This is a genomic window from Adlercreutzia sp. CNCM I-6207, from assembly GCF_977072305.1.
The window spans coordinates 52619-69419 of record NZ_CDRVLZ010000017.1 but is presented as its reverse complement, the minus strand read 5'-3'; the positions used below and the strand labels follow the sequence as shown (position 1 = coordinate 69419).

13 protein-coding genes are annotated in these 16801 nt (G+C 62.5%); 11 read left to right on the top strand and 2 right to left on the bottom strand.

The window, feature by feature from the left end; genetic code table 11:
- The first annotated feature begins 213 nt into the window (after positions 1–213).
- From ACW4QM_RS09395 to ACW4QM_RS09365, 7 genes are all read left to right on the top strand, one after another.
- Positions 214–900, top strand: coding sequence for a hypothetical protein (locus tag ACW4QM_RS09395; RefSeq protein ID WP_237974373.1), 687 nt, complete (start codon positions 214–216; stop codon positions 898–900).
- Between the two features lie 39 nt (positions 901–939).
- Positions 940–3813 (top strand): molybdopterin-containing oxidoreductase family protein, encoded by a 2874-nt coding sequence (locus tag ACW4QM_RS09390; protein WP_161127959.1) that lies wholly within the window; start codon positions 940–942, stop codon positions 3811–3813.
- On the top strand, positions 3814–4401 hold the full coding sequence (locus ACW4QM_RS09385; protein ID WP_161127960.1) for a 4Fe-4S dicluster domain-containing protein: 588 nt from the start codon (positions 3814–3816) through the stop codon (positions 4399–4401). It abuts the gene before it with no gap.
- The gene (locus tag ACW4QM_RS09380; RefSeq protein ID WP_161127961.1) at positions 4402–5247 is read left to right on the top strand and encodes a dimethyl sulfoxide reductase anchor subunit family protein; all 846 of its coding nucleotides are present in this window, start codon (positions 4402–4404) and stop codon (positions 5245–5247) included.
- A gap of 55 nt (positions 5248–5302) precedes the next feature.
- Complete coding sequence (locus tag ACW4QM_RS09375) at positions 5303–5995, top strand: TorD/DmsD family molecular chaperone (RefSeq protein WP_161127962.1); 693 nt, start codon at positions 5303–5305, stop codon at positions 5993–5995.
- 10 nt (positions 5996–6005) lie between these two features.
- Positions 6006–6662 carry a 4Fe-4S dicluster domain-containing protein gene (locus tag ACW4QM_RS09370; RefSeq protein WP_161127963.1) on the top strand — a complete coding sequence of 219 codons (657 nt, stop codon included), beginning with the start codon at positions 6006–6008 and terminating at the stop codon, positions 6660–6662.
- 125 nt (positions 6663–6787) lie between these two features.
- The gene (locus tag ACW4QM_RS09365; RefSeq protein ID WP_161127964.1) at positions 6788–7690 is read left to right on the top strand and encodes a 4Fe-4S binding protein; all 903 of its coding nucleotides are present in this window, start codon (positions 6788–6790) and stop codon (positions 7688–7690) included.
- Between the two features lie 17 nt (positions 7691–7707).
- Here the strand turns inward: ACW4QM_RS09365 and ACW4QM_RS09360 are convergent, their stop codons facing one another.
- Both ACW4QM_RS09360 and ACW4QM_RS09355 read right to left on the bottom strand, forming a co-directional pair.
- Positions 7708–8346, bottom strand: a complete 639-nt coding sequence (locus tag ACW4QM_RS09360; RefSeq protein WP_161127965.1) for a helix-turn-helix domain-containing protein — start codon at positions 8344–8346, stop codon at positions 7708–7710.
- The gene (locus ACW4QM_RS09355) at positions 8315–9013 is read right to left on the bottom strand and encodes a DUF3990 domain-containing protein (protein WP_161127966.1); all 699 of its coding nucleotides are present in this window, start codon (positions 9011–9013) and stop codon (positions 8315–8317) included. The genes ACW4QM_RS09360 and ACW4QM_RS09355 overlap by 32 nt, the downstream gene beginning before the upstream one ends.
- Positions 9014–9380: 367 nt before the next feature.
- Here ACW4QM_RS09355 and ppk1 point away from each other — a divergent pair, with 367 nt between their 5' ends.
- The 4 genes from ppk1 (at position 9381) to purF (ending at position 16799) form a co-directional block, all read left to right on the top strand.
- Complete coding sequence (gene ppk1, locus ACW4QM_RS09350) at positions 9381–12167, top strand: polyphosphate kinase 1 (protein WP_455798390.1); 2787 nt, start codon at positions 9381–9383, stop codon at positions 12165–12167.
- 64 nt (positions 12168–12231) lie between these two features.
- Positions 12232–13965, top strand: coding sequence for a polyphosphate--AMP phosphotransferase (locus ACW4QM_RS09345; protein WP_161127968.1), 1734 nt, complete (start codon positions 12232–12234; stop codon positions 13963–13965).
- Between the two features lie 441 nt (positions 13966–14406).
- On the top strand, positions 14407–15318 hold the full coding sequence (locus tag ACW4QM_RS09340) for a class B sortase (protein WP_161127969.1): 912 nt from the start codon (positions 14407–14409) through the stop codon (positions 15316–15318).
- On the top strand, positions 15318–16799 hold the full coding sequence (gene purF, locus ACW4QM_RS09335) for an amidophosphoribosyltransferase (RefSeq protein WP_161127970.1): 1482 nt from the start codon (positions 15318–15320) through the stop codon (positions 16797–16799). The genes ACW4QM_RS09340 and purF overlap by 1 nt, the downstream gene beginning before the upstream one ends.
- Positions 16800–16801 lie beyond the last annotated feature (2 nt).

Here is a 16801-nt window from a genome sequence, read left to right as displayed (position 1 = left end):
TTCGACGAGGGAGGGCGCAAGGTGTACGATACGATAGCCGGCCGCAGGAGGCGGCTGGGGCTGGCCGCCTAGGCCGTCCGGAAAAACGTCCGCACCCCCTAACTCCTCGAAATCCTGCATTTTAGCGAATGGTAAGCGCTGTTAGGCCCATCGTATCGTGGCCTCGTCACGTCCGCTGCCTACGTCTGGCAGCACGAGAGCGAGGAGGGCAATATGGACAACGCGCTTGAAACCTCTGCCTCGATTGCAGACACGCATTCCGAGGTGTGCGAAGCTGTCGAGGCATTACTCGACCTCATGAAGCGCAATCCGCTCCAGCGGGAAATCTATCTTCAGGTAATCGAGTTCTGCGAGACGCGGCGCGCTCTTGCCGAGGCTGAGGCCATGGTAGCCTCCTGCCCTGGGTTCTCCCTGACGGCGCAGACCCCTTTCCGTCTTATTGCGAACGTCGTGGATAACGGCGGAATTCACTGGTACGAGGTGGATGCCGCCGGCTCTGTGATCACCGAGGAGCGCAAGGCGGGGCTTACGGACGACGAGGCGGACGACTTGGTCGAGGGCTTCGCTCTGGAAACCTCCGACGCGGGGAGGAAGGCCTGCGAACTCATGGCGCCGGAGCGTCGTCTGCGCGATTTGTTCGATCAGGCGCCCCAGCGTCTCGGCACGTATTTGGACATCATCGACCTCTGCAGCGAGCCGCAGTCCTTCAAGGCTATCGAGACGCTTGTGCGCAATTCTGGCGCGGAGCTTGTATCCGCCTCGTCGGGTCGTCCGCTGCAGCCGAGTTACTTCGTGGACATGCTGGAGCGCTGCGGCGGCCTGGTGTGGGATAAGGGATGGAAGGCGACAGGAAAGGGGAGTGCGCTGGCGAAGCAGATACGGCCTGCCATGGCCTTTTAGAACCACCTCATGAGACGAGAGAGAACGAGAGGAGAAACGATGACGAACGAGGCGATTACTCGCCGCGGCTTCATGAAGGCCGCTGCCGCTGCCACGGCGGCTCTCGGGGCCGCCGCAGCGCCGGTGCTGCTCGACGAGACGGACCAGGCCTTCGCCGATAGCGCCCCGAAGCGCGAGATGCACAAGACGGCCTGCCATGGCTGCACGAATTGTTGCCCGGTCTGCGTATATACCGAAGACGGCGTGGTGGTGAAAATCGAGGGCGATCCGGACGGCCCGCTCAACAAGGGCGGCGTGTGCCTGAAATGCCTCTCCCAGATTCAGACGGTCTACAGCCCCCGTCATGTGCTGCATCCTATGAAGCGCGTGGGCGATCGCGGTCAGAATCAGTGGGAGGCGATCTCGTGGGACGAGGCCACCGATCTTGCCGGCGAGCAGATTGCCGCGGCTGTCGAGAAATACGGCCCGTACTCTTATTGGAGCGCCCGCGGGGGCGGCGGCGCCTATATCGAATGGGAGACCTGGGGCCTCGACTACACCTTTGGCGGCTGCAATTCGCTGGCGTCCGGCGCCTGCCAGTGTGCCATGCCCCGCGATTTCGTTTCTACCACATCGGTGGGATTCAATTGCTGCGTCGATATGGACAACGTGGATCGCTGGGTGGGCGTTGTCGACAACGCCGAGCTCGATGGAGTGCGCCGCGACGATACCGAGCGTGTTTTCGTACTCTGGGGCAGCCAGCCTCATTCCTCGAAGGCGGCCCACGGCGGCCACGGCCTGGTGGACGCCCGATCGAATCTCGGCGTTAAGTCCATCGTTGTTGACCCTTATATGACGGCTGAGGCGGCCAAGGCCGATGTGTGGCTTCCCGTTCGTCCTGGATCCGACTGCGCCCTCATGCTCTCGTGGATCCGCTACATTATCGACCAGAAGGCCTACGACGAGCCTTTCGTCAAGCATTGGACCAACCTGCCATTTCTCATTAATCCTGATACGCGGCTGGCCTATAGGGCGGAGGAGATTTGGCCCGACTACGTGAATCCGGCCGACGATCCGAACGGTGTTTACGATACCCCGGCCTACGTCTGTTTCGATGAGCGCACGAACTCCATCCAGCCCTTCCCCTTCACGGCTCCCGAGGACAGCCCGGTCGATCCGGCCATCTTCGCTACGGCCACCGTGAATGGCAAGGAGGCGAAGACAGCGGGCCAGATCTACTGGGAAGAGGCGCAGCCCTGGACTCTCGAGGCCGCCGGTGAAACGTGCTGGCTTCAGCCCGAGAAGATCAAAGAGGCCGTAGATCTGTACATTAGTGCGGATTTCGGCGGCATCAGCAACGGTGTGTTCTCCGATCATCAGGAGAACTCCTCCACAGCCCCGCTAGGCGCGCTGGCCATCGATTCGCTGCTCGGCTTTATTGAGACGCCGCTGTCGGCCTTCCAGAATCATGGTCCTGCGAGCCTCGCGGCCGACCGTCCCACCATTCGCACAGGTGTCTTCTCTACCAGCTTCGAGCGCTACGGCCTCGGTTGGACGACGGGTCTGACCAAGGCGGAGAACGACCGCCTGCTTGACGAGATCATTGCGGGTTGGGATGCCAAGGGCCGCGATGGCGAGGAGATGCGCCGCTATTTCTTCCAATCCCGTTGCGACACCATGGGCGCCAACGCCCACAAGGGCATTCATCAGTGGCAGACCTGCGCGCCCAAGGAGCTGCGCGAGGGCATTACCACCGGAGAGCCCTACCGTCCGCGCGTCATGTACGAGATGTCCGGCAACAAGTACGCCGTCATGGGCCCCTCCCTCGAATGGAAGAAGGCTTACGACCAGCAGGACTTCATCATTCAGCAGTATCCCATGATGACCTCGTTCACCGTTCAGAGCGTCGATTTGTTTCTTCCCACTACCGAGTGGCTGGAATATGACAGCTACGAGGCCCCGGGCACGCACTTCAACCGCCACTACGCTCGCTGCCAGGTGACCCATCTCGGCGAGACGGTGAATCCGTTCGTCTCGCCCTATCAGGTGGCGAAAGCCGCTGTGGAGAAGCTCGGCGAGGAGAACGTGTTCGACCCCGACGCCTTTAAGCAGCCCTTCTTCGAGTCCCTTGAAGCGGCCTGTCAGTTCTGGGCCGAAGATATGGGGCACGAGAGCTGGCAGGAGATGCTCGACGACATTGACCACCGGTACACCGAGACGCCCATGGACGAGTACCTGGTGTACAAGCAGTACGAGGGACTTGTGTCCGACGGGCTGCCCCGCGGATTTGCCACCATCTCGCGCAAGGTTGATGTCTACAGCGAGGCGATGCTTCGCCTGGCGCGCACGGGCTTTCCCTACATGTACCCTTACGAGCAGCCCTCCTGCGATGATTACGATCCCATCTGCACCTTCAAGGAGCCGACGGAAAGCCCGCTCAACGATACGGAGTATCCGCTGGTCATCACTACCGGACGCTTGCCCCATTTCCACCACGGCACCATGCGCCACGCCCCCTTCGTCCGCGAGCTCATGCCCGCGCCGGAGCTGCGCATGAACCCCGAGACGGCCGCCGAGTATGGTATCGAGCACCTGGACTGGGTCAAGATTACCTCTCGTCGCGGCAGCTCCCACGCCCGAGCCTACCTGACCCAGGGCATCGCTCCCGGCGTGCTCATCACCGAGCGCTTCTGGAATCCCGAATGCTATGACGCGACTCAGGAGACCATCACGCCAGGTATCGAGGAATGCGGCTACAACATCATGTCCGCCGACTCTTTCCAAAACCCCTGCTTCGCCACGAACAGCTATCGCGCGTTCACGGTGAAGATAGAGAAATGCGACCGCCCGGAGCGCATCTGGGTGGAAAGCAAGGAATTCGAGCCGTTCATGCCGACGTTGCAGAACGAGCCTGTCACCGAGGAGGTGTTCTAAATGGCCAAGGGGCTGCTCATCAACCTCGATCGCTGCACGGGATGCGACAGTTGCATCGTGGCCTGCAAGTTGGAAAACCAGTTGCCGCTGGGATCGTTTTACAACAAGGTGATTGCCATCGGCCCGACGGGAACGTTCCCCGACGTAGAGAAGTACTGGCTGCCCTCCCAATGCCAGCAGTGCGAGAACCCCCACTGCGTAGCCGTGTGTCCCACCGGCGCGAGCTATCGCGATCCTAAGACCGGCTATGTGCTCATCGACAAGGACAAGTGCATCGGATGTCAGTACTGCCTCTACGGCTGCCCCTACGGAGTGCGCCAGATGGACGAGGAGCACGGTGTCGCACAGAAATGCACGCTCTGCTCGCAAATCACCGCCGACGGCAGCGATGTTCCCGCCTGCGTGCACAACTGCAACTGCGGTGCTCGCTTCTTTGGCGATTATGATGATCCCGACAGCGATGTGTGTCGCGAGATGGCGAAGTACTCGCAAGATTGCATTCACGCGCTTCCCGATCTGGGCAATGCCAAGCCCCTCACGCGCTACATCTTGTCCCCGAAGTTCGCCAGCTGGAAGGAGCTGATCTAGGTGGAAATCCAATGGCCCCTCGTCTTGTTCTCGCTCATCGCGGGCACGGGTGGATCCCTGTTCGCCTTCGTCGCCCTCTCCGAGCTTCTCGGTGGCAAGGAGAAGACGCGCTTCGCCGCAACGGTAACGTCCCTTGTGCTAATCGTCGCCGGCGGTTGCCTCTCCATGCTGCACCTGGCCTCCCCGCAGAATGCGTTTGCGGCGCTGACGAACATCTTCTCGTTCTCGGGCATCTCCATCGAGTTGATGCTTCTCGGGCTGACATTCGTTGTGGCCCTTGCCTATGCGATTGTTGTCAAGCGCCTGCGTAACGCGCTGGCCGCCAAAGCGCTGGCCGTTGTCGGCGGTATCTTGGGATTGGCCCTTGGCTACTTCTGCGGTCACGGCTATGTCATCGAGGCACAGCCGACATGGATGCACGAGTCTCTGCCTCTGGCTTATTTCGGCACGGCCCTGGCCTGCGGCGCATTCGCCTACGATGCCATAGCGGCCCGCTGCGGCACCGCTGCAGACGAGCTTTCCGGCCGCATGCCCGTCGCCCTCGTAGTGTGCGCGGGCATCGCCACGGTGACGCTGATCTCCTACGTTGGCTTCCTTGGATTTCCCGCGGCGGGCAACGAAGTGCTGCTCTGGGGTGGAATCGTGGCGTGCGGCATGTTGGGAACGGTCGCACCGGCGTTGGTGCGCCTGCTCGCCCCACAGGTTCCGGCTCTTCCCGCAGATGTCGCCGGATTGCTCTGTGCTGTTGCGGGCGGCGTATCGGTTCGCATGCTCATGTGGGTGTGCGCCACGGGCTACTTGAACCTGTTCGCCCATACCGTTCCCAGCGTCATGCTGAATCTCTAGCACTCTGGCGGGCGGCCATGCTCGATGGTCGCCCGCCGCTTGAAAGGAGCTCGCCGTGAAGACCGAAGACGCCATCGCGCTGTTCGCCTCTCGCGCAGATATGTACCGGCAGGTCGCCCAGTGGTTCTTCGCACCCCTGAGTGAGGAGCAAATTGATGCCTTAGCCTCTCAGGACCTGCGTGGCCTGGCCGAGGAGGACGGGTCGCCCTATGCCGATGGCTACAACGATTTGTACCGTGCCCTGCGACTGCGCCATACGGGTACGCGCCAGGCTCTGGCTGCCGATTTTACGGGGGTGTTCTACGGTGCGACGACCGAGGGCGGTCAGACAGCCCAGCCCTTCGAATCGCTGTACCGCTGCGATGGCGGCGCACTGATGGGAGAGTCGCGCGGAGAAGTGTACCGGACGCTCAAGAAGGCCCGGCTCAAAGTTCACGAGGGCCTCGATTTGCCCGACGACCATCTCTCGTTCGACGCGGCCTATGAGGCGGAGCTGTGCGATCGCGCGGCGGCCCTTCTCGGCGAGAGCGACAGGGCTGGGGCGTTGCAAGTGCTCTCAGAGCAGCGAGCGTTCTTCGAGGAGCATATCGCCTCCTGGTTCGACGATTTCCGAAATCGGGCGTCGTCCATGGTCACGACTCGCTTCTATCAGGGGATATTGAAGGTGACGGCCGCGTTTTTCGCTGATGAGCCGGTCCTCATGGACGACCTGGAGAAGTGCCTCAGTTGGCGTCGCTATGAAGAGTAAGGGGAGAACCGTGGAATCTAAGACGGGTGCTTGCGAGGCCCCTATGGAATTCGAAGGCAAAGCGCCAAAGGCCGTGAGCCGCCGAAGGGTGATTGAAGGCGCCGTGGCATTGGGAGTGCTTGCGGCCTTTGGCGGAACGGTAAGGGCCTTTGGGGGGGAGGGGGATGCCCTCTACCCCCCCGGTGGGCAGGACATCGATGGCTTTTGGGACAGCTGCATTCGCTGCGGACGCTGTATTGGCGCCTGCCCTACCAAGGTCATTGCCCCGGGGACGTTGGATGACGGCGTTGTGAATGCCCGGCTTCCGCTCATGAACTTCCGCCTCGGCTACTGCGACATGTGCGACGGTACCTTCCGCTGTGCCGCCAATTGTCCTACGGGGGCACTGCGCTCCTTTGATCCTTACGTCGACAAAATCGGCATGGCACGCGTGAATGAATCGGAATGCGAACTCTATGGCGTCTCGGCGCACTGCAATGCGCCATGCGTCGAGGCCTGTGCGTGGGAGGCGCTTGCCGTCGAGGACGGTCGGCTCATCGTTGACGAGGAAAAGTGCAACGGTTGCGGTGCTTGCGAGTTCGCCTGCGTGGCGGGGTCTTACGGCTCCTATGGCGGCACGGGCCTGCGCGGCATCAGTATTGTTGCCTGGAGAGAAGGAGAGAGGTGATGAACGTGAGCGAAGAGACATCGGCGAGGGGACGTAAACGGCGCAGTCGCGTGTCCCGTGTTCGTAAAATGGTGCTTGCAGGGGCGTTTGTCCTCTTCTGCATTGGAGTCGTGGCGGTAGGAGGCATGGGAGACGCTTGCAGTGTCGGCTATGAGGCCATAGCGATGGTCTGCCCCTTGGGCGCGCTCGAGGGTTTCTTCGGGTCATGGTCGTTCGTTCCCCGCATGGCCCTGGGACTTGTCTTGGCCCTCGCGGTCGTGCTCATTGCCGGTCGGGCCTTTTGCTCCTGGATCTGTCCTGTGCCGCCCCTGCAAGGCTTTCTTCGCACCAAGAAGCAGCGGCAACGCGATGCGGTCGAGCGCAAGGCCCAGGCCGAGGACTCCTTGGCGTTGTGGAAGAGCTCCTGCTCCGGATGCAAAGGCGACTCCTGCGGGGATGCATGTGCGCAGGCCAGTGGGGCTGATGGGCGCGGGTCTTCCGCCCAGCCATTGAGCGCCCGCGGGAACGTGGGGCTCGACTCGCGCCATGCGGTGCTCGCTGGCACGCTGGCCACAACCGCCTTGTGCGGATTCCCCGTATTCTGCCTGCTGTGTCCGGTGGGGCTTACCTTTGCGACGGTCATCGCACTTTACCGGTTCATCGGTTTCAACGAACCGACCATCGACTTGCTTGTCTTCCCCGCCATCATCGTTCTTGAACTGGTTTTGCTGCGGAAGTGGTGTCATCGCTTCTGCCCCATTAGCGCGCTCATGTCACTCTTGGCTCCGCTGGCCCGTCGTTTGCGTCCACAGGTGAGCATGGAGGCTTGCTTGCGCTCGAAGGGGGAAGATTGCACCGTGTGCGGATCGGTTTGTCCCGAGGGCATCGATCCAGTTGCTGATTTGGGTCGCCGGTCGCTTTCCGAGTGCACGCGCTGTGGCCGATGTGCTGAGGCGTGCCCTGCACAAGCCATCGCCTTCCGCAAGACTCGGGTTCGCGCGACCGATCCCGTCGTGATCGACGAGGAGCAAGCGGTGCTTGTTGATTGATCCGGGTGCGCTTGAACCTAGCTTTTCACCAGGTCCTGCGGTTCGCACCCCAGCACATGCGCTAGGGCGAGAACGACGGAGACGGAGGCTTTCGAAAGGTCGTTGCGGCGTTGTTCGTACAGTTGGATCATGCGCAGGGAAACGCCCGATGCCGTGGCCAGCTCCTGTTGCGTCATGCCGCGGTTGGCGCGAATGCGCGCAAGGGGCGTGGTCTGCTGAGGCTGCGCCCCCAGCACCTCGTCGGCCGCCTCGACGAACTTGCTGACGTCAGCTTCGTGCAGAATGTACCGACCGATGACCGCCGAGGGAGGCAGGCCCCCTTCAGCGATATCGGCGAAGCGCAAGTTTCGGTACCACTGGTAGTAGGCGAGAATCCATCCGGTCCAGTACTCGGGACTGCGGTCGAGAGGTTGGGTTGCGGGGCGCGTCTCGCGGTTTCCGGTGACGCGGAATATCACTTCGCGGGCGATTTCCACGCCGGACATACCCGCCACGAATTTCGGATTGCCTCGCTCGAACTGCGCGCTAACGCCGGAGACGACGAACCAGCCGAAGAACTCGTCGGGATCGTGCTCGCAATCGACAATGGCATAATCGAGCATTTCGCCGAGGGCATCCATGGAGTCATTCAAATACGATTCGTCGTAGGCGCGCATCGTCAGCCCTCCAATCTTCTCGCATGATGTCGCTTATAGTGTAGTCGCCTGCCAAATCGGTCAGCTTCAACTCCTCGCGGTAGATGGCGCGAGCCTCGTGGTCGCGGGCCATCTTGCGCGGATAGTACACCCTACGGTCGGCGGTTTCGAAGCCTTCGAAGGCAAGGCGACTGAAGGCCTTCTCCGAGCGCACCACCACTTGCTCGCCCAAGTTTCCCAGCGCCATGGCCCGTTCGAGACGCGAGAGGGAGAGCCCGTTGTTGAGGAAGGCATTAGCGAACGAGAAATACGAATCGTCGGCTCGATAGCCGCGCATGAGATCGAACCCGCGGTAATCGACAGAGAAGCGGTCAAGCAGGAAGGCGCGCGCCAAGGGCGCTATGTTCCCGGAGACGCGGAACGTTCGGTTTTCCAGCAGCACAGCAAGCCAGTGGAGGATGGTGTAGCTGCCATCGTTCAGATTGAGTTCCGTGAGTCCTTTTGTGTCGAGCGAATAGCGGTTGGCAAACCCATCGGATTCTTCGGAGGCACCCCATTCCCGGGCCAGCTCTAGGCTTTCCGTGCAATAGAAGCCGAGCCCGTAATCGTTGTGCGGATTGCCCAGTCCGAATGTGGGTCTCTCGATGATTTGGCCGGAACCATGGAAAATGGTGAGCTTATCGGCCATGGCTACTCCTAACTGTCGTTCTGACGATGCTTATTCTACTATCGCCAGAGCGATAGTCAATGGAGTGGAAGGTGGGCGACATCCAGGCGTGACACGTTGCGGGTGGCAAAATAAGGGTCCGATTTTGCGCACGGGAAGGCAGTTCCGTGTCACGGAAGCCCATGAAGCGTTTGGCTTTCGGGATATTCTCGCTATCGAGGTATCCAGAGGTCGTCGATCTTCGGCCCTTTCCCTGGGGCCGTTGACATCCCGTTGCCAAATTTCGAGCATTTGTCCAAAGAATGGTAAAATACATAAGTCGCGCATGTTCCGGTGCGCGGCTTGATTTTTTCGGCCAGCGACTATATAGAGGGAGAAGGCTAGGCCCATGAATGCACAGGCAGCAAAGGACACCGCAACGACTACTATTGTGAAGCCGCCCTATATGCAGAACCGCGAGCTTTCCTGGCTCGATTTCAACAAACGCGTGCTCGACCAAGGCGCCGATCCGACGGTACCGCTGCTCGAGCGGCTGAATTTCATCTCCATTTTCTGGAGCAACCTCCAGGAGTTCTTCATGGTGCGTGTCGGTTCGCTTACCGACCTGTCGCTTTTGAAGAAATCTATCATCGATCCGAAATCCGGTATGACGCCGGCCCAGCAGCTCGAGGCCATTTACGCCCGCTGCCACGAGCTGTATCCCTACTACGAGGAAACGTACGAGAGCGTGCGCGCGCTCCTCGCCGATCAGGACATTCGCAACCTGCGCAAGGAGGATCTCACGGGCGAGCAGCGCGACTACCTGCGCGACTATATGCGGGACAACGTGCTTCCGTTCCTTTCCCCGCAGATCGTGAACGCGCGGCATCCCTTCCCTCATCTGGAGAACGGCGGCCTGTACATCGTCGTGCGCCTCGATGAGCAGGCGCCCCTCAAGACGAAAAAGTCGAAGGAGGAGCGGGCCCGCGATAAGGCCGAGGGCAAGACCAAGGCCACGAAGAACCTCGGAGCGGAGGGCGTGACGCTGGGCATCATCCCCCTGCCGCGCCAGACGAGCCGTGTGATCGAGCTGCCCGGCACCGGCTTGCCGTTCATGCTCGTAGAGCATGCGATCGAGATGTTCGCGGCCGAGGTCTTCTCGATGTATACGGTCAAGCACACCAACATCATCTGCGTGACCCGCAACGCCGATCTCGATGCGACGGAGGGCGCCGAGGAGCAGGGCGAGGACTACCGCGAGCACATGAAGCGCATTCTGAAGAAGCGCAGCCGTCTGGCTCCGGTGCGGCTGGAGAGCGAGCGGCCTCTCTCCCGCACGGTAAAGTCGCTTCTTCTGGAGAAGCTCGGGCTGGCGGAGCATCATCTGTTCGTGACCCGTGTGCCGCTGAACATGGGGTACACCTGGGGTCTTGGCAGTCGTCTCGGAGTTGAGAAGCGCGCCGCGCTCACCCAGGCCCCCTTCACGCCCCAGTGGCCCGCCTGCCTCGACCGCAAGCGCTCCATCATCGAGCAGGTGACCGACCACGAGGTGCTCTTGTCTTACCCCTACCAGTCCATGGACGCCTTCGTGCAGCTTCTGCGCGAGGCCTCGGTGGATCCGGCGGTCGTTTCCATCAAGATCACGCTGTACCGTCTGGCGAGCCAATCGCATCTGGCCGAGGCGCTCATCAACGCCGCCGAGAACGGCAAGGAGGTCACGGCGCTTTTCGAGCTTCGCGCCCGTTTCGATGAATCGAACAACATCGAGTGGTCCCAGCGTTTCGAAGCGGCCGGCTGCCACGTCATCTACGGCTTCCGTAACTTCAAGGTTCATTCGAAGATCTGCACCATCACGCGCCAAACCGAAAACGGCCTGCAGCACATCACGCAGCTGGGCACAGGCAACTACAACGAGAAGACGGCGAAGCTCTACACCGACTTCTCGTTTATCACGTGCGATTCCCAAATCGGTCACGATGCCGCCGACTTCTTCCGCAACATGGCGCTGGAGAACACTTCGGACAATTACGACATCCTGTGGGTAGCGCCGCTCATGATCAAGCAGAACATCCTGCGCAACATCGACGAGCAGATCGAGCGCGCGCGCCGCGGCGAGAAGTGCGGGCTGTTTTTTAAGACGAATTCCATCACCGACAAGGAGGTCATCGACAAACTGGTCGAGGCGTCCCAGGCGGGCGTGCCCATCGATCTGTTCGTGCGCGGCATCTCCTGCATCCTGCCGGGGGTGGAAGGCTACACCGATCGGGTGCGCGAGGTGTCCATCGTCGGCCAGCTGCTCGAGCACAGCCGCGTGTACGGCTTCGGCCCGCGCGAGGATTGCAAGCTGTACCTGTCCAGCGCCGACCTCATGACGCGCAACATGGACAAGCGCATCGAAATCGCCTGGCCTATCCTGAACGAGACGCTGCGCAACCAGGTGCTCGGGTATTTGGGCATCTGCTATTCCGACACGGCCAAGCTGCGCGAGCTTCTGCCCGACGGCTCTTACACGGCGCTCGGCGCCTTTGCGGAGCGCAACGAGAACGGGGAAGTGAAGCTGTTCGATTCCCAGAAGTACCTCATCGCCGAGGCTCAGCGCATGCGCCTGGCCGCTGCCGAGTTGGCCGCTCGCAAGGAGGCCAATCTGGGAGGGAGCGCGCGCGTGGTGTTCCCCCTGGGGGATGTCGCTGCGGAGGACGGTGCCGAGGTCGGTGCCAATGAGGTGGTAACCGAGGAGGAGTCCGAGTTTGTGGCCCATCGCTCGCCGGAGCTGGAGGCGGCCGAGGCCAAGGCCGTGCGCGATGCCGCCGACGCCATGGCCGCAGCGGCGACGGCCACGGCGGCTTCGGTTTTGGAAGAGGTGACCAAGGGCGTGGCCCAGGAGGTGGCCGCTTTGCAGGCTCGCGAGCCTCAAGGGGCGACCGCGGCGGCCGAAACGGCTCCTGCCGCCGACTCCGATCCGGCTGCGGCTGATCCTGCTGCGGTGGCCCCGGCTGCCGAGGGCCCCGTGGCCGAGCGTGCGGAGCTGGGCGCCGAGGCGGCGCCGGCGGCCGCCTCCGCTCCGGCCCCCGCGGCCGAAGTCGAGGACGCTGCTCGCCCCGACGACGGTCGCGCCATCGTGCCGGCCACCGTGGTAGAGCCGACGCCGGCGGGCAATGCCATCACGCGGTTCTTTCGCCGCCTGTTCGGCAAATAGGCCAGCGTCGCAGCGTCTGGTCGCTACGGAAGACGAACGCTCAAGGATAGGGGAAAGGAAAGCCATGCTCGAGAAGGTCAAGTTCAACAAGAAGCCCATGAAGAAGGCGGAATACAAGGAGCAGTGGGACGAACTTCTGGCCAAGCTCGTGGTGCTCCAGCAGCAGGCCCACAACGAGGGCGTGGGGCTCGTGGTGCTGTTTGAGGGCTGGAACGGCGCCGGTAAGGGCAGCCGCATTTCCGACCTCATGTACCACCTGGACGCCCGTTCCACCGGGGTTTACGTGGGGCTCGACCTCGATCCGGACACCGAGCGCGAGTTCGTCGGCCGCGAATGCGGCGTGACGGGTTTCTACCCCATTATGCAGCCCTTCTGGAAGGCCCTGGGCGAGCGCAACTCCATCACGTTCTACGATCGCGGCTGGTACACGGCGGTCATCCAGCATATGCTCTACAACGCGCCGGCCAAGCTGCTGCTTCCCAAGAAAGAGGAGCGCCACTACTTGGACTCCGTCCACGACTTCGAGCAGCAGCTTGTGTCCGATGGCTACGTGGTGGTGAAGTTCTTCGTGCATATGACCAAGAAAGCGCAGGTCGAGCGCTTGCAGCGGCTGCACGACGACCCGGTGACCCGCTGGCGCGTGACCGAGAAGAAGCTCGAAAGCCATCACGGTTACGAGACTGCCTACGAGCTGTACGACCGTCTGCTCGAGCGCAGCGATTACGACTTCGCCCCCTGGGTGCTGCTTAACGGCGAGGACAAGCGTCGCACGAACCTCACCATCGCCAGCACGCTGGTGGGCGCCCTGGAGCGCGCGCTCGCCCGCAAGGAGGCCGATGACGTGCTGAAGGCGTCGCTGGCGGCCCGCGAGAAGGCCGACGAGCTTTTGGCTGAGGAGCGCGCCGTGGAGGTGGCCGCCGCTGCCGAGGCGGCGGGCGCGGTGCCGGCGCCGGCGGCCCAGCCCGGGCGCGGCATGCTTGCCGGCGTGGCTCTGGCCCGCGCCGAGGCCCAAGCGGCCGCAGCGCACGATCTGGCTCCCAAAAAGCCTCGCTTCGCCATTGTGAAGAATTACCCCCAGGTGGACACGATCGACCACAGCCTGGCGCTCACCTTGGACGAGTACAAAGCCGAGCGCAAGCACTTGCAGGATCGCCTGTTCCGCTTGGAGAACATTATGTTCCAGCGCCGGGTGCCCCTCATTCTCATGTACGAGGGGTGGGACGCGGCTGGCAAGGGCGGCAACATCAAGCGCGTTGCCCAGGCGCTCGACGCCCGCGCCTACACCATCTTCCCCTCGCCGGCGCCCACCAAGCCCGAGCTTGCCCATCCGTTCCTCTGGCGTTACTGGACGCGCCTGCCCAAGGCGGGGCACGTGGGCATGTACGACCGTAGCTGGTACGGCCGCGTGCTCGTGGAGCGCGTGGAGGGCTTCGCCACGCCGGCCGAGTGGTCGCGGGCCTACGATGAGATCAACGAGTTCGAGCACGATCTGGTCGACTGGGGCGCCATCCTGCTGAAGTTCTGGGTCGATGTGAGCCCCGAAGAGCAGCTGCGCCGCTTCCAGGATCGCGAGGACGATCCGGCCAAGCAGTGGAAGATCACCGAGGACGACTGGCGCAATCGCGAGAAGTACCCCCAGTACAAGGCCGCCATCGACGATATGTTCCGCCTGACGTCGACCACGTTCGCCCCTTGGATCGTGCTGGAATCCGATGATAAGCGCTACGCTCGCATCAAGGCCCTGCGCATCATCGTGGAAGCCCTGGAGAAGCGCCTCGGCGAGTGCCCTGCCTCGTAGCGCCTTTCGGGAAGGCAGTTCGCCGTCGCTACAGGGTTTTTCCTTGCGCCAACCCGGGGTTCAGGGTACTATGAACCCAACATCAGCAAGCTGGCGGGTGCGCAGAGGACGGGCCCGTTGCATAGAAGGAGTCCGCTATGTCTTTGTTCGGTTTCGAAGTGCCCATGGAGGCCATTTGGGTCGTTGTGGCCATCATCGTGCTCGTCATTGTGGTGTTCATTGCCAAGGGCTTCATGGACGAAATGAAGAAGTAAATGCTCGCCCGTTCGACGGGGTGAGCTCAGGGCCCCTGCGGGGCCTTTTTTGTTTTCCGCAGGTCGCAAGGCCGGGGAGGCGAGAACGTCGGCGCAGGGCCGGCAAGACGTCGCAGCCAGCGCGGTCGAACGACTGCCCCTAGGGCCGACGCTAGGTAGAGAGATCGATATCGAAGGGGGACGCCTCATGGCTACCGCAGAGAATACCGATACCAAGAAGAAAAAGAAGAAGCGCGGGTGCTTCTGGCGCATCGTGTTCTGGCTTGCGCTCGTCGTGTTCATCGGCTCGGTGGGAACGCTGGGCTACCTGTTCTACACCTATTGGCAGGGCCAGAACGAGTACGAGGAGATTGCCAGCCGCGCCGTCGAGGTGCCGGAAGATGGGCAGGTGACCAACTTGGCCGATCTGGTGGTCGATTGGGACGCCCTGCGCGCGATAAACCCGGACATCGTCGCGTGGGTGTACATGCCCGGCACCATCATCAACTACCCGGTGGCTCACAAAGATGGCGACTCGGAGTACTACCTGCACCACAACTTCAGCCTGGGCGAGGGCTCCTTCGGCGCCGAGTTCGGCTCCATCATGCTTTCGGGCGAGAACGCCGGCGACTTCTCCGACGAGGTGAACATCCTCTACGGCCACCATATGCGCAACGGATCCATGTTCGCCCTGTTCGCCGAGTTCCGCGATTCGGCTATCTTCAACGAGCATCGCACGATTTACCTGCTCACGCCCGAAGGCAACTACCGCCTGCAAACGTTCGCTGTGGAGCACGTCCCCATGACCCATGCCTCCATTGCCACGCCGAACTATCCCACCGACGAGGAGTTCACGGCCTTCAAGGACTGGCTCGTGGAGGAGTCCATCGTCACGCCCGACCCCGATACCACCGATACCCTCGCCGACGCGACGAAGCTCTTCGGTTTCTGTACGTGCGATGGAGCCGACAACACCTGGCGCTATATCACCTTCGCCGATGTTGCCGAATTCGTGCCCATCAGCTATGTTGGCGCCGATACCTATCAGGGCGACACGGCGGTGGAAGACGGCGCGGCCGACGAGATCGCCGCCGATGCGCAAGAACGAGCGGAGAACTAGTGGCGGACAGCGTATTTCCCGGCGAGCAGCCGGATCGGTTGGAAGAGGAGTGCGGCGTCTTCGGCGTGTACGCACCGGGCGAGGACGTGGCGCGCCTGACCTGCTACGGGCTGCAGGCCCTGCAGCATCGCGGCCAGGAGAGCGCCGGCATTGCCGTGGGCGACGGCTCCACGGTCATCGAGGCGAAGGACTTGGGGCTTGTGACCCAGGTCTTCGACGAGGCGACGCTGGCGGGTCTTGGCGAGGGCGTGGTGGCCATCGGGCACGTGCGCTATTCCACGAGCGGCGGGAAGGCCTCCTGGGAGGCGGCCCAGCCGCATATCTCCGCCATCGACGATACGCTCATCGCGCTGGCCCACAACGGCACGCTCGTGAACACGAACCACCTGCGGGCCCAGCTCATCGACGAGGGCGAGCATCTGCGCGCCGGCACCGATTCCGAGGTGGCGGCCAAGGCCATCGGCCACCTCACGCGCCAGACCCATCATCTGCGCGAGGGTATCCGCTACGCCATGGAGAACCTGGAAGGCGCCTATGCCATGGTGCTCGCGAGCCCCGAGGCGCTCTACGCCTTCCGCGACCCCCATGGCATTCGGCCCTTGTGCATCGGTCAGTTGCCCGAGGGACGCGGTTGGGTGGTGTCGTCGGAAACCTGCGGCCTCGACATCGTCGGCGCCGAGTACGTGCGCGACGTGGAACCCGGCGAGATGGTGCGCTTCACCGCCGAGGGCATGGTAAGCGAGCAAGCCGTGCCGCCGTGCCCGCGGGCCGCCTGCATCTTCGAATACGTGTACTTCGCCCGGCCTGACTCCGTGCTCGACGGGCAGTCGGTCTACCAGGCTCGCCGCGCCATGGGCCGCATTCTGGCCGACGAGGCGCCCGTGGAGGCCGACCTCGTGCTCGGCGTGCCCGACTCCGGCGTGCCGGCGGCTCTGGGCTATTCGGAGGCCTCGGGCATTCCGTTCACCGACGGCATCGTGAAGAACCGCTACGTGGGCCGCACGTTCATCCAGCCCACCCAAGCCATGCGCCAGCTTGGCATCCGTCTGAAACTGAACCCGCTGCCGAGCGTGATTTCCGGCAAGCGCCTCGTGGTCATCGATGATTCCATCGTGCGCGGCAACACCTCCAAGAAGCTCGTGCAGATGCTGCGCGATGCCGGTGCGGCCGAGGTGCACCTGCGCATCGTGAGCCCCGAGGTGCTCTGGCCCTGCTTCTACGGCATCGACACCGATACCCGCGAGCAGCTCATCGCCGCGAACATGACGCTCGAGGAGATGAACGATTGGATCGGCTCCGACTCGCTCGCGTTCATCAGCCTGGACGGTCTGCGCGCTTCGCTCGCCGATGCGGGCCACGACGGCTTCTGCACGGCTTGCTTCACCGGCGACTACCCGGTGCCCATTCCCGACGATGTGGCAAAGAAGAGCTTTCTTACCCGCAAGGACTTCGAGGCGGTGTACGCCGGCGAGGTTTCATAGAC

Bases quoted from the DNA above. Each gene is read 5' to 3' on its own strand.
- ACW4QM_RS09365 (WP_161127964.1), top strand. From the start codon at position 6,788: ATGGGAGACGCTTGCAGTGTCGGCTATGAGGCCATAGCGATGGTCTGC.
- ppk1 (WP_455798390.1), top strand. From the start codon at position 9,381: ATGAATGCACAGGCAGCAAAGGACACCGCAACGACTACTATTGTGAAG.
- ACW4QM_RS09345 (WP_161127968.1), top strand. From the start codon at position 12,232: ATGCTCGAGAAGGTCAAGTTCAACAAGAAGCCCATGAAGAAGGCGGAA.
- ACW4QM_RS09340 (WP_161127969.1), top strand. From the start codon at position 14,407: ATGGCTACCGCAGAGAATACCGATACCAAGAAGAAAAAGAAGAAGCGC.
- ACW4QM_RS09355 (WP_161127966.1), bottom strand. From the start codon at position 9,013: ATGGCCGATAAGCTCACCATTTTCCATGGTTCCGGCCAAATCATCGAG.
- ACW4QM_RS09385 (WP_161127960.1), top strand. From the start codon at position 3,814: ATGGCCAAGGGGCTGCTCATCAACCTCGATCGCTGCACGGGATGCGAC.
- ACW4QM_RS09390 (WP_161127959.1), top strand. From the start codon at position 940: ATGACGAACGAGGCGATTACTCGCCGCGGCTTCATGAAGGCCGCTGCC.
- ACW4QM_RS09360 (WP_161127965.1), bottom strand. From the start codon at position 8,346: ATGCGCGCCTACGACGAATCGTATTTGAATGACTCCATGGATGCCCTC.
- ACW4QM_RS09395 (WP_237974373.1), top strand. From the start codon at position 214: ATGGACAACGCGCTTGAAACCTCTGCCTCGATTGCAGACACGCATTCC.